We start from the raw sequence: 12,163 nt of genomic DNA on the forward strand, positions 1-12,163 counted from the left end.
CCACAACCGACAGCTACCGATCACCATTTATAATCGTGGTTCGGACCCGCGGGCGCACGGTTGCGCGCGCAGTCGACAGCCGAGTCAGGCTGCGTTCCGATCGAATCGAACAGACGGGCGCCCTCGGGGGCGACGTGACGAGGTGAAAAGTGCCGAAGAAGCCGATCTACCTGACCGCCAAGGGGCTCGAGAAGATCAAGGAAGAGCTTCGCTACCTCAAGGAAGAGAAACGCCAGGAGTTGGCGGACAACATGGGTACGGCGATCGCCGATGGTGATCTTCGCGAGAGCGCAGCTTACGACGAGGCTCGCATGTTGCAGAGCGCGAACGAGGCGCGGATCGCAGACCTCGAGGAGATCGTCCACAGCGCCGTAGTCGTCGAGCACGAGGAGGGCGCGGAAGCGGTAGCCGACCTGGGCGCTAGCCTCGAACTCGAAGACTCCAGCGGCGAGCGCGTGAACTTCCACCTGGTGGGCACCCACGAGGCGGACGTCCTCGAGAACCGCATCTCCGACGAGTCGCCGCTGGGCAAGACCCTGGTTGGCAAGCGCTCGGGGGATCAGGTCGAATGGAACGGCATCGATTACAAGGTGATCAACGTCAGCTACGAGTAAGCCGGTCTGACCGCGCGGCTTGCGTGGGCTCCCGCGACGCCTGCGTGGGCTCCCATGCGAGTTCCGCGGGCTCGGTGGGGCTTTCAAGAGGATCTATTATCTGTCCTTTAACAGCCGGTCACGCTTCTAACAGGAGGCCGCTGGTAGATTGAAGCGTGCTGAGAACCGCGCTCCTGGTTTTCGCCGTCTTCATCACGGTTCTGGTGGTCCTCTCGCTGCTGCCCGACCGTCGGGCGGCGTTACCCGAACAGCAGATAAAACTGAGCGACGCCCAAGTGACGCTCTTTCCGCAGGCGGACCCCGAGGCCGTCTGGCGTTTCGACGCGCCGCGCGCCGAGTATGACCCCGAGGAGGGCACTTCGGTTCTCTTCGATATAAACGAAGGACGCCGGGAGGTGGGGGGCGAAGTCGACTTCACGGTGGCTGCCGAGAAGCTGACGATCAACCGCGAGGACGACATCCTCGGCGAGACGATTTATGCCTACCTGGTGGAGAGCGGCGACTGCCTCACGATGCGTGGGTCCAGCGAGAATCCGGTCGTCATCGACCAGCAGCAGGGCGACTTCATCGTGCCGGTCATGGAGGTAACCGGGCCCAACTGGGGCGATGACACCCGGATCGAGAACATGATCGTCTCCTTCGACCTCACCGACTTCGACGGCGGCGGACCGGGCACGACGACAGTCGCGGAGCTCCGTATCGGTCCCGCCGACGAAAGCAGAAGGGAAACAGTGTGCGCAAACTCCTGAGCCTCCTCGCATGCCTGACGCTGCTCACCGCCCTGGCCCAGGAGGTCAGTGAGGAGCGGATCATACGCATCGACAGCCAGGGAGCCGACATAGGCGGAGACTTCCGCTACGGCCCCCATGAGTACACCCACCCCGAGCCGGACGGCATCGTCGCCACGGTTTCGAATCTCACGATCCTGTCGGGACACGCGATCCTCCGCGTCCCGCCCGAGGAGCAGGGCGATGTCACCCTCAGCCAGGCCGCCGGTCGCCGGCAGGCGATATTCGATGGGGGCGTCCAGGTGCAGCGCGGTGACCTCAGCGCTACCGGCCCTCAGCTCAGCTACAGCGAGGCCACCGGCCTTGGCACCCTCGCGGGCGGTGCCGAGATCGAGATAACTCCCGAAGAGGAGGGTGAGGACCCGGTCTTCATCACCGCACAGGAGGTCGAGTTCGACGTCGACACCGACCGTAGCATCAGCCGTGGCGATGTCGAACTGGTAAGCGGCAACCAGCGGGCGAGTTCGGGGGAGCTACTCTACGAAGAGGAGCGGGGCCTGGCCTGCCTCTACAGCGAGAGCGGCCAGGTAACTCTCACCAGGACGGACGAGAACGGCGAGGAACTCGTCATCACGGCCGACGAGACCTGCGTCCTCACCGAAGACGAGAAGCTCTACGCCAGGGGGAACGTGACCGTCGTCGACGGGAGCATCACCTCCACCGGCGAACAGGTCTTCTTCGACGACGAACAGTCGATAGCCGAGATCATCGGCTCGCCGGCGCACTCTGTGGACGAGGCCAACGGCGTGGAGTTGACGAGCGACAGGATCCGCCAGGACATCGAGTTCGACTTCTTCGAGGCGATCGACGCCACCGTGCCCAGCGACTTCGACCCTCAGGCGTTCGAGCCGACCGCAGAAGCTGAGTGATGCCTCGCCGGGTCGGCGCGCTCCTGTTCCTGCTCGCTCTGGCCGGTGGTGTCGCCTTGGGGCAGACCCCTAACGTCGCTCGCATCGAGCGCAACGACACCACGATCGTCATCACCAACGAGGCGCTGGCAGAGAACGGCGCAAGAACCGTTGGCAATCTCCCTTGTGAGGGCGTTCGCACCAGCGTGTTCCTTGGCCCACCCAACGATGTGGAGATGGTAATCGACGACGAGACGACTATCCGCTCGTCGATCGCGATCATCGAACGGCCGCAGGGGGACGAGGGTAGCGAGGGGCAGGAGACCATCGAGATGCTCGACGGCACCATCGTCTTCGCGCCCAGGCCGCCTTGTCCAGAGGAGTTCATCCCCGCCGAGGATCAGACCGTCGTGCTGGAGCAGGGCAGAACGACGATATCCGCCACCCGTTTCTTCCTGGACCGCGAGGTCGATGTGGCCCAGCTCGAGGGTCCCATCGGCCTGCGGCGGGAGCCGGAGGGGGACGCCGAGCAGCTGAGCGCGACGGCCGATTCGATGACCTACGACCTCGAGACCGACCGCTCGACCCTGAGCGGCAACGTGCGGGTAGAGGCCGGCGATCGGGTGACCGAGGCGGAGAAGCTCGAGCTGGACGAGGCGGCCGGCCTCGCCACCCTCACCGGAACCCCCGCCCGCAGCGTCCAGGGCGAGGACGAGATCGCCGGGAACACGCTCCTCTACTACCTCGATTCGAACGACGTGATCGTCGTAGGCAACGTCAAGGGTGAACTCGAGGTAGACCTCGACTAGCCGCCGCGAGCGCGTCCAGCTCTTCGAGCAGCGGTTCCTTCAGTTCGACCAGGCTCTTGTAGCGGAGCAACTCGGCGTCCATCGAACGTATCGCCGATCCCAGGAGGCGGGCCCGAATGGGATCGAGCACGCCGCGTAACGGTGAAACGTAGATCCTGATAGTGAACAGCGCGAGACCCCCGAGGGCAGTGGTGGTCTGCCTCTCTGCCCTGAAGTAGAGGCTGTCGACGAGCGGCCGATCCGGTAGCGGCGCAGGCTGGTGTGACCGCGCAGGGTTCTGATCGAGCTGGTGCGACGTGGTAACGCTCCAGACGTGCCTTACGAAAGGGCCCTTGGTGAGCATCGCCGAAACGAGGTTGCGGGAACCTGCGATGAGCCGTTCGTTGTGCGGCACCGGCTCGTGGAGTTCCACGAAGGAGGCGCCGGACCTCTGCCCAGGGTTCCAGTGGGAGGGGAAGCAGACGTGCAGCATGCTCGAGCTGTCGGCGCCGGCCGGACCGGCGATCAGGACCAGGTCCTCCTGTACGGCCAGGGCCAGCGCGTCGGCCAGACGGGCGGTGGACCCGAGCGCCTCGAGGTGCTCGGCGATCTCGCTGGCACGGCCTTGGTCCCGCGACGACTCGAGCTCTTCCAACTCGCCGCCATGGTCCAGGCGAATACCGAGCCGCGGGAAGGTCGCGACGTTGCCGTCCAACCGGCACTCCTCTGGGTGTTCCGAAGCCAGCAGCTCCGCAACCCGCCAGAGGCCACACCTCAACCGCTCCTCCGTACCGTTGAAAACTCGGCACTGTTGTGGGAACGAGCTCAGCAACTCCAGCTTGCGAGACCGGTAATGAGGTAGTGATCGGTCGAGAACGAACCTCTGCTCGCCCGGTTCCAGTTTCCGCAGGTCGGGACGGATCCGGTAGGTGGACTCTACCGGGAACGGCACCTGCTCCGGTGGCAGGTGCGCCGGCAGCTCCACGGACACGCCCTACTCTTTGGGAAGGTTTACGGTGAGCAGGCCTGACTTGAGGTGGGCGCTGGTGCGTTCGCGGTCGACCGGCTCGGGCAGGGCGATGCTCCGCTGGAAGTGACCGCTCTGCCGCTCGCTGAAGAGGATCGTGGCGGATCCATCCTGCGGCTCCCTGATCCCGGCCACCAGCAGCGTCTGCCCCTGGAGCGCGATCTCGATGTTCTCCTCGGGGACCCCGGGCACCTCGATGACCAGCCGGAACGCTTCGCCGTCGTCCAACAGGTCCGCTTTGGGGGCGCTGGCGTCGCGGCGCTCGTCCATCAGCCCTTCGATGCGGTCGCGGATGGCCAGCAGTTCCTGGACGTCACCGGCCGTGCCGAACTTCTCCAGATCCATGACCCGGATTCTAGCATCGGCCCTCCGGCGTTACGGTATGGGCGATGGACGAAGCCGGACCGATCGTACCCCTGCTTGGCGCCCCAACGGCATCAGGGAAGAGCGGGCTCGCTATCGAGCTGGCCCGACACCTCCCGCTGGAGGTGATTACGGCCGATGCCATGCAGGTCTACGTCGGCATGGACATAGGCACAGCGAAGCCGGGTGTGGAGGAACGGTCCCTGGTCCCGCACCATCTGATCGATCTCGTGACTCCGGCCCAGACCTTCTCTGTCGCCGACTGGGTGAGGGAGGCCGAAGAGGCCATCGCTCAGACCCTGGCTCGAGGCCGTCTCCCGCTGGTGGTAGGCGGCACCGGCTTCTACCTGCAAGCTCTGTCCCGCGGTCTGCCTACCGTTCCGGCGGCCGACCCAGAACTGCAGGAGCCGATCTGGCGCGAGCTGGCGGAGCGCGGCCTCGACGCCCTCGTCGAAGAGCTACGCGAGGCGAGCCCAATCGATGCCGAACGTTCCCAGCGGAACCCGCGCCGGGTGGTCAGAGCACTGGAGGTACTGAGACGTACGGGTCGGCCTCCCAGCGAGTTCCCCTACGACGAACCGCGTTTCCGCACCTCGCTGGCGGTGCTCGAGCCGCCCCTCGAGGCGCTGCGGCCCAGGATCGTCCAGCGCTGCCGGCGGATGTTCGAGCTGGGCCTGGCAGCCGAAGTTCGTTCGTTGCTCGAGCGCTTCCCGGCCCCGCTCACCGCGATGCAGGCGATCGGCTACAAGGAGGTGGCCCGGGCTCTTAGCGGAGAGATCTCCCTGGAAGAGGCGGAACGCGAGGTGCAGTTGGCTACGGTACGCTACGCCAAGCGTCAGCTCACCTGGTTCCGACGCCAGGCGGCGGATCTGAGGTCTCCCCTGCTGGCCCAGGACGCTCTGCCGCTACTCGTGGGATGGCTCGCACGGTTGAAGGGGTTCGAGTAGTACCGGCGGCCCCGAGCCTACATTCACGCCTACGGGCGCATCCTAGGATTGCGTCCGGGGGTATGCGATGAGCCTCTTGGGCCTGAGTCTGATAACGATCCTCGGTTTGATACTGGCGGTGAGCGGCGCCGTAGGGGTCGTCTACTACATAGTTCGCTACCGACGGATAGAGGAGCGCTTCGAAGAGGGCGAGACCAAGGATGTGGACGAGCCGTCCAACACCTTCGCCTCTTTCTGGCTGATAAACGGCTTCCTCCACCTCGGCATGCTGCTGCTGGTGCTGGGCGGCGTAGGCCTCATCTTCTACGGGCAGCGCTGAGCCGAGGTCGTAATCAGCCGGCAGTAGACGCCGCGTTCTCCTCGCCCGCGGCCAAGTCGTCTCCGTCGCTCGACTGCTTCTTGCCGCGCTTGCCGAATATCCCCTTCAGCTTGCCCAGCAGCGTCTCACGCTCGACTATCTGTTCGCCGGCCTCTTCGGCGTACTCGTGCAGCAACCGTTTGGCCTTGGCCGAGAGGCCCAGGGGCACTTCGACCTTGACGCTAACCAGCTGGTCGCCCATCCCTACCTGCCTGAGTCTCGGCATCCCCTTGCCACGCAACCTGAACTCGGTGCCCGGTTGGGTGCCGGCCGGGAGGTCGATTATCTCGGGGCCGTCCATAGTCGGTACCTGGAACGACGACCCGAGTGCGGCCTGGGCGAGCCCGACCCTCAGTTCGTAGTAGAGGTCGTCGCCGTCCCGCGTGAACTGTTCGTGGGGCTCTAGATCTATGTAGAGGTAGAGGTCGCCGGCGGGGCCACCGTCGACTCCCGCGTTCCCCTGCCGGGGCACACGCAGACGGTATCCGCCGTCGATCCCTCTGGGAAGGTTTACGGTCACCTTGTCCTTGCTCCGCATCCGACCGCTGCCCATGCACTTTCCGCAGGGGGTAGTGATCACTTCCCCCTGACCCCGGCATTCGGGGCACACCTGAGCCGTCATCACGGTGCCGAAGAACGACTGGGCCTGCGCTCTCACCTGGCCGATCCCGGAACAGGTGGGGCAGGTCTTCTTGCCGCCGCTGCCCGGCTCGGCCCGGTCGCCGTGACACCTGTCGCAGGCGGTCATCCGGTCGAGTTCCACTTCGATCTCGGCGCCTTCACGCGCCTGCTCGAGGGTGATCGATACCTCTGCCTCGATGTTCTCGCCTGCCCGGCCACGACCAGCGGCAGGGGTTCTCACGCCCGTTCCGGCGAAACCGCCGCCGAAGACGGAGGCGAAGATGTCGAAGATGTCGCCGGTGAACTGTGCCCCCTCGTCGACGCTGCCGTACCTGTCGTAGCGGCTTCGCTTCTGCGGGTCCGATAGCACCGCGTACGCCTCGTTGATCGCTTTGAACTTCTCTTCCGCCTCCCGGTCGCCGGGGTTCCGATCGGGATGGTATCTGAGGGCTAGTTTTCGGTAGGCAGCTTTGATCTGGGAGTTGTCGGCGGCCCGATCAACTCCCAGAAGCTGATAGTAGTCAGTCATCAACCCAACAGTATAACGAGGCCGATTGTGACGCTGTTAGTCAGCCCTCAGCCGGTCCGCTTGAGGCTCTGCAACGCCTTGGCTGCTTCTTCGGCGTTCAGTTCGCCCCGCTCCAGCCTCTCGAGGATCTCCGATCTTCGCTGGCTGCGCTCCGGTTTGGGTTCGGGGGCAGCCTCGTAGCCGAGCACCGAAACGAGCGTCTCGAACCGCTGTCTGATGGTGGGGTAGGAGAGGCCGAGGATCCTCTCGACCTCCTTGAGGTTTCCCCTGACCTTGACGAAGAGCCGCAGGAACTCCAGGTTCTCGGGGGGCAGCAGGGCGAACTCGTTGGGCTGGAACCTACCTTCGATGGTGACGCCGCTCTGGGGGCAGTGCAGCCTGGTTACTTCGAGCGGTTCCCCGCTCACCGGGCAGTGGGTAGGCATCGCGTGCTTCACAGCCATCAGGCCACCTCCACTATGATCCGGGATCTCTGACCGCCCTCGACGGGACCTGTGTCGATGTCTACGAGCCTCCCCTCGGGGAGTTCCTCGTCGAGGGCCTCGAGCAGGTCGGTAAGCTGTATCCCTTCGCTGTCGAGCCTGACTCGTACCTCTTCGGGGATGAGCTTGCCGGCGAACTTAGCCAGCGCCAGAGGCACGGTCACCGCCGTTCGGCCCCCTCTGCCGTTCTCCTCGTCGCCCGAATCGATGACGATCCTGAGCGAGCGGGCGATGTGCCGGCCCGCCCGGTGTCGGCGCCTGCTCTCGCCCGAGCCGAACACCGATCCGAGTGCGGAGTCGACGGCCTCACTGACCGTACGCCCGATATCGAACGGGTCCTCCTTGCCGCCTCCCAACGCCCTCAGCAGCTCCTCTGCCTCGCCGGCGTTGATCTGCCCGTTGGCCAGCATGTCCAGGATCCGCCGGCGTTCGTCCTGTTCAGCCATGCCGGATCTCACCGCCCCGGGCCCTGGTTCCGACGTCGAGGTCACCCGTGCCCAGGTCGAGCGTCAGCTCGGCTCTCCCCTGCCCGAGGCTGTGCTCGAACGAAGCGCCTAGCCCCTTGTTCTTCATCGTCCATTCTTCGGGGAGGCTGAGGTCGCCGATGTTCACCTTGCCGCTCACCCTCACATCGCAACCGTTCAGCAGGCGAACTCTGACGTCGCCGGCGATGGCGTGGAGCCGGTGCCGGCCTTCATCCAGCAGCAGCCCCAGATCTATGTCGCCGGCGCTTATATCGAGATCGAGGCCGTGGACCTCGTCGGCGTCGAGGTCGCCCGCCAGCAGGTGGCCCGCGAGGAAGCGCAGTGGGCCGTGGATCTCCACGTCGCCGGCCTTCATGTTCATCCTCAATCCCCAGTCGGCAGGGATTACGACCCTGGTGTCGTCCCGAGCTATACGGCTCATCATGCGTTCGAGGAAGTTGTCCCCCCTGTTGCCGGAGGAGCCTCCAAGCCGAAAACCGTCGTCGGTCCTCTCCAGTTCGGTATGGCTTCTTCCGCTGGTGGACGCAGACGGCGTCGTGACGCTATCCGATACCTCGATCTGGAGGTCACCTGCGAGCAGGCTGATCTCCAGCCAGCGGATGTCCTCCGGCAGCCGCCGTTCCTCGCGCCCCCCGTCCGCTCGACGCGGGGAAGGCGGTATCGGTGGGTCTGCCGGGGTAGCGGTCGGACTACGCGGCGGAAGCGGGTCGGAGTGCACCTCGGCGTCCATGCCCTCGAGCTTCTGTTCGGCCTGATCGATGTCGTCTAGTACGCCGAGGAGCCGGTCGGCTTCCTCCCTGGTGATGCGTCCCTCTTCGACCATCGCTTCGATCCTCTGGCGGTCGTCCATCACTGATTCCTTCCTTGGAGTGCGACGGTGCTGGGTTCTGAAGGGTGACCGGCGGATCTGGCGCGCTCCTCCAGCCGGTCTGCCAGGCCGTGCAGTGTGGACGCCAGACGGTGCAACGCCCGCCCTCGCGGCACCGCCCTATGAACGGCCGCCTCGCCGTGGTAGCGGTTCACCCGATACTCCATCTCCCTCTCCAGCAGATAAGACACGTCGTCGCCTCCTCGACAGGCATAGTAGAGGCGCCCTAACGTTTTGTCAAGCCGAGGTTTACATTCTATAAAGACGTGGTTTCTATTGCGGTTCCTTCTGCCGCCGAGTCAAGAGGTATGCAGAGTCGAGGAACCTCGTGGTCCGGTATCCCGACGCGAAGTAGTGGCGGAAGGCGGCCCTGACGGCGAGCCGCCATCTCAAGGCGGCTTCCGGTCGGGTCGCGAGGAGCCGATCGAGGTCGCCTGGCACGGCCAGCAGGAGCGCGTCGGCGGTCTCGCCCAGACGGGGTATTCCGGGCAGGTCCTGCTCGCTGGCGGTGAGCACCGGCACGCCGTGCTCGGGGGCACCCGGGTCGGCGGGACCTTGGTTGGCGGGACCAGGGTCGGCGGGACGCTGGTTGGCGGGACCCTTGTCGACGGGACCCTTGTCGACGGGACCCTTGTCGGCGGCACCCTGGGCTATTGCGGCGGCACCCTGGGCGATTGCGGCGGCACCGGCATAGTCGTCGAGACGCCACGACGCAACCAGCCTGTCGCTGGGCAGCGCCCGGTTTAGGCCGTCATCGAGCCGACCGTAGACGTCGACCAGGTACTCTTCCGCGGCGGCTCCGAGATGGTTGAGGTTGAACCTCGCGTTCGCGGCCCGCAACGGGTCGAAGGTCCACTCGATCCAGCCGATCCCGCGTTCCAGGCACCAGCTTCTCTGGAACTCCTTCAGTGCCCTACCGACACCCATGCCCCTCACCGCCTCGAGTACTCCCGTCAGGTGGGAGTGGAGACCCGGGCCGTTATGGAGCCGGGGCCGGTACGCCGGGAAGGCGTAGCTGAACCCGACGAGCTTTCCACTCAGTCGAGCGCCGGCTACCAGGCCGCCCGCCTGCTGGGCCGCGCGCAGCTGGTTCAGCGGTACCAGATCGATGTCGCCCGCGCCCCATATCGTGCGTTCCAGGTCGACGCACGCTCTGAGGTCTTCGATTCCGGTGATCTCGACCACTTCGGGTCGGACGTTGGCGGGGGCTTCCGTCCGTCCTATCCCACCTTCAGTCGTCGTCACGGGACGCCGCTTGCGGGGACACGCCCCTGAGATCGAAGCGTGGCTCGTCTATGGTCCACCCGGTCTCCTGCTCGATCCGCTCCTTGAGGAAGCGGCCGAGGGGGACGCCCTCTATCTCGATGGCCGGTACGTCAACGACTCTCCCCGTCTCGCGACAGATGAGGTGGTAGTGGGGCGAGACGTTGTGGTCGTAGAGCGACTCGCCACCGACGCCGCGGAACTCCTGCACCAGGCCTGCGTCCCTGAGCACGTTGAGGTTCAGGTAGACGGTCGAGAGGCTGACGTCCTCGCCACGCTCCTTGAGTGAGCAGTGGAGGCTCTCGGCGCTGATGTGGCTGCTGCCGTCCCGGAAGATCTCCATTATCGCCTCGCGCGGGCGGCTGTAGCGGAGGCCGTGACGACGCAATAACGCCCTCAACTCCTCGCGTCCATCTTGCCGATCTGTGCGCTTGCTCTCCACCATATGGATCTGGGAACCGGTCGGATCTCGCCGAAGTCTAGCACGTATCCGGGCAAGTCGGAATACTTCCGATTTGCGCCCTGGTCAGGACCGTCCTCATAAGCGACATGCAGGCCCGGCGCGAACCGGGAACTGCGGTCACGTTGCCCGCACCGCTTCTTTCAGGGCGTGGTTGCCGCCGCGACGAGCGGCTCGTCGAATTCGCGAGCCCAGCCCTCGATCGCGCCGATGACCTGCTCCAGCCTCGCGCCCTCGTTAGTCAGGGCGTAACTGGTCTTCGGTGGCATCGTGGAGATGACGGTCTTCTCGACGAGACCCAGCCGGCAGAGGTGCTCGAGGCGCTGCGCCAACGTCGTGGGATTGCAGCCCCCCGCCGCCCGGCTGAGCTCGTTGAACCCTGCCGGGCCATCGAGCAGACAACGGATGAGATGAAGCGTCCATTTGGTCTGCAGGAGGTCGATCGCGGCGTGCACCGGACAGGGTTTAACTTCGACTGACATCTGCCGTGATTCTACCACAGCGGCGCTAGATTTGTGTTCCCACTCGACATTCCATAACGGTCGGTAGTCGATAGCTGCCCTATGGTGGATCGTCCAGCTCCGGTACCGCCCGAGAAATGAGCGCGGTTCACGGTGGAGCGCCAAGCCACAGCAGGTCGCACGAATTCCTCCTAGAGGAGGTCGGCCACGGCCTCCCTCTCCTCCAGGAGCTCCGCCTCGGTGCGCTTCATGCGCTCACGCACGTCATCCGAAGGTTCCAGGCCTTCGACGACCTCGGCGCGGCCGTTCCGGACCGTCACGGGGAACGAGTAGATGACGCCCTTGCTGATACCGTACTGACCCTGGCTCGGTACGGCCATGCTGACCCAATCGTCGTCGGCGGTTCCGTGTACCCAGTCACGTACGTGATCGATGGCGGCGGCAGCGGCGGAGGCGGCGCTCGACGCTCCGCGAGCTTCGATTATCTCCGCCCCCCGCTTCTGCACCCGGGGGATGAACTCTTCGGTCACCCACTCGCGCGGGACGAGCTCCGCAGCCGGCCTGCCGTCCACCGTGGCGAAGTCGAGGTCGGGTACCTGGGTGCTCGAGTGATTCCCCCAGATGACCATCTTCCTTATGTCGGCCACTCTGGCGCCGGTCTTACCAGCGAGTTGGCTCTTGGCACGGTTGTGGTCGAGCCGCGTCATCGCCGAGAACTGTTCCGGTGCGAGTGAGGGTGCGCTGCTCATGGCAATGAGGGCATTGGTATTCGCTGGGTTCCCCACCACGAGTACCTTCACGTCCCGGGCCGCGTGGTCGTTGAGTGCACGCCCTTGCACCGTGAATATCTTGCCGTTAGCTTCCAGCAGGTCCTTCCGCTCCATCCCCGGACCACGCGGCCGCGAGCCCACCAGCAGCGCCAGCTGCGCGCCACGGAAGGCGACATTGGCGTCATCACTCGTCTCGACACCGTGGAGGAGAGGGAAAGCAGCATCGTTCAACTCCATCACGACTCCTTCGAGGGCTTTCATGGCTGGAGTTATCTCGAGGAGTTGGAGGATGACGGGCTGGTCCTTGCCGAGCATGTCGCCAGCGGCGATCCGGAAGTGGAGGGCGTAGCCTATCTGGCCTGCGGCACCGGTGACCGCCACGCGAACGGGTTGTTTCATGTTGACCTCCGAGGGCTGTTGCCCTTAGCGGTCGCATGGTAACACCCCTCGTTCCGATACCCGTCGACCGTCACGCCCCATAACTGCGGCGT

17 protein-coding genes are annotated in these 12,163 nt (G+C 65.1%); 6 read left to right on the forward strand and 11 right to left on the reverse strand.

Annotation, left to right across the window (positions count from 1 at the left end; all coding sequences use genetic code 11):
* Window positions 1-149: 149 nt before the first annotated feature.
* The 4 genes from VF168_14575 to VF168_14590 all read left to right on the forward strand — a co-directional run bounded on the left by VF168_14575 (window position 150) and on the right by VF168_14590 (window position 3,059).
* Complete coding sequence (locus VF168_14575) at window positions 150-614, forward strand: GreA/GreB family elongation factor (protein HEX7005406.1); 465 nt, start codon at window positions 150-152, stop codon at window positions 612-614.
* A 155-nt stretch (window positions 615-769) separates the two neighbouring features.
* A complete protein-coding gene (locus VF168_14580; GenBank protein HEX7005407.1) occupies window positions 770-1,363 on the forward strand; it encodes a hypothetical protein in 594 nt (197 codons plus the stop codon).
* Window positions 1,348-2,271 carry a hypothetical protein gene (locus VF168_14585; GenBank protein HEX7005408.1) on the forward strand — a complete coding sequence of 308 codons (924 nt, stop codon included), beginning with the start codon at window positions 1,348-1,350 and terminating at the stop codon, window positions 2,269-2,271. Before VF168_14580 ends, VF168_14585 begins: the two co-directional genes overlap by 16 nt.
* Window positions 2,271-3,059, forward strand: a complete 789-nt coding sequence (locus VF168_14590; protein ID HEX7005409.1) for an LptA/OstA family protein — start codon at window positions 2,271-2,273, stop codon at window positions 3,057-3,059. The genes VF168_14585 and VF168_14590 overlap by 1 nt, the downstream gene beginning before the upstream one ends.
* On the opposite strand, the gene VF168_14595 is transcribed toward VF168_14590, so the two are convergent.
* Both VF168_14595 and VF168_14600 read right to left on the reverse strand, forming a co-directional pair.
* Window positions 3,028-4,029 (reverse strand): heme-dependent oxidative N-demethylase subunit alpha family protein, encoded by a 1,002-nt coding sequence (locus tag VF168_14595; protein HEX7005410.1) that lies wholly within the window; start codon window positions 4,027-4,029, stop codon window positions 3,028-3,030. The genes VF168_14590 and VF168_14595 overlap by 32 nt on opposite strands.
* Before the next feature lie 3 nt (window positions 4,030-4,032).
* The gene (locus VF168_14600) at window positions 4,033-4,410 is read right to left on the reverse strand and encodes an Hsp20/alpha crystallin family protein (GenBank protein HEX7005411.1); all 378 of its coding nucleotides are present in this window, start codon (window positions 4,408-4,410) and stop codon (window positions 4,033-4,035) included.
* A gap of 44 nt (window positions 4,411-4,454) precedes the next feature.
* Between VF168_14600 and miaA the strand changes: the two genes are divergently transcribed.
* Window positions 4,455-5,375, forward strand: coding sequence for a tRNA (adenosine(37)-N6)-dimethylallyltransferase MiaA (miaA, locus tag VF168_14605; protein HEX7005412.1), 921 nt, complete (start codon window positions 4,455-4,457; stop codon window positions 5,373-5,375).
* A gap of 67 nt (window positions 5,376-5,442) precedes the next feature.
* Window positions 5,443-5,694 carry a hypothetical protein gene (locus VF168_14610; protein ID HEX7005413.1) on the forward strand — a complete coding sequence of 84 codons (252 nt, stop codon included), beginning with the start codon at window positions 5,443-5,445 and terminating at the stop codon, window positions 5,692-5,694.
* A gap of 13 nt (window positions 5,695-5,707) precedes the next feature.
* Here VF168_14610 and dnaJ read toward each other — a convergent pair whose 3' ends face one another.
* From dnaJ to VF168_14655, 9 genes are all read right to left on the reverse strand, one after another.
* A complete protein-coding gene (gene dnaJ, locus VF168_14615; protein HEX7005414.1) occupies window positions 5,708-6,883 on the reverse strand; it encodes a molecular chaperone DnaJ in 1,176 nt (391 codons plus the stop codon).
* A 47-nt stretch (window positions 6,884-6,930) separates the two neighbouring features.
* Window positions 6,931-7,326 carry a DUF2089 domain-containing protein gene (locus VF168_14620; GenBank protein HEX7005415.1) on the reverse strand — a complete coding sequence of 132 codons (396 nt, stop codon included), beginning with the start codon at window positions 7,324-7,326 and terminating at the stop codon, window positions 6,931-6,933.
* Window positions 7,326-7,811, reverse strand: a complete 486-nt coding sequence (locus VF168_14625) for a hypothetical protein (protein HEX7005416.1) — start codon at window positions 7,809-7,811, stop codon at window positions 7,326-7,328. Before VF168_14625 ends, VF168_14620 begins: the two co-directional genes overlap by 1 nt.
* Window positions 7,804-8,700 carry a hypothetical protein gene (locus tag VF168_14630; protein ID HEX7005417.1) on the reverse strand — a complete coding sequence of 299 codons (897 nt, stop codon included), beginning with the start codon at window positions 8,698-8,700 and terminating at the stop codon, window positions 7,804-7,806. Before VF168_14630 ends, VF168_14625 begins: the two co-directional genes overlap by 8 nt.
* Window positions 8,700-8,909: a hypothetical protein gene (locus VF168_14635; GenBank protein ID HEX7005418.1), complete on the reverse strand. Its 210-nt coding sequence runs from the start codon at window positions 8,907-8,909 to the stop codon at window positions 8,700-8,702. The genes VF168_14630 and VF168_14635 overlap by 1 nt, the downstream gene beginning before the upstream one ends.
* An 82-nt stretch (window positions 8,910-8,991) precedes the next feature.
* Window positions 8,992-9,963, reverse strand: coding sequence for a GNAT family N-acetyltransferase (locus VF168_14640; GenBank protein ID HEX7005419.1), 972 nt, complete (start codon window positions 9,961-9,963; stop codon window positions 8,992-8,994).
* Window positions 9,950-10,381, reverse strand: coding sequence for a Fur family transcriptional regulator (locus tag VF168_14645; protein ID HEX7005420.1), 432 nt, complete (start codon window positions 10,379-10,381; stop codon window positions 9,950-9,952). The genes VF168_14640 and VF168_14645 overlap by 14 nt, the downstream gene beginning before the upstream one ends.
* Window positions 10,382-10,584: 203 nt before the next feature.
* A complete protein-coding gene (locus tag VF168_14650) occupies window positions 10,585-10,923 on the reverse strand; it encodes a helix-turn-helix domain-containing protein (protein HEX7005421.1) in 339 nt (112 codons plus the stop codon).
* Window positions 10,924-11,093: 170 nt separating this feature from the next.
* Complete coding sequence (locus tag VF168_14655) at window positions 11,094-12,071, reverse strand: malate dehydrogenase (GenBank protein ID HEX7005422.1); 978 nt, start codon at window positions 12,069-12,071, stop codon at window positions 11,094-11,096.
* Between the last annotated feature and the right edge of the window lie 92 nt (window positions 12,072-12,163).

The organism is Trueperaceae bacterium (assembly GCA_036381595.1).
GTDB lineage: Bacteria > Deinococcota > Deinococci > Deinococcales > Trueperaceae > DASVCN01.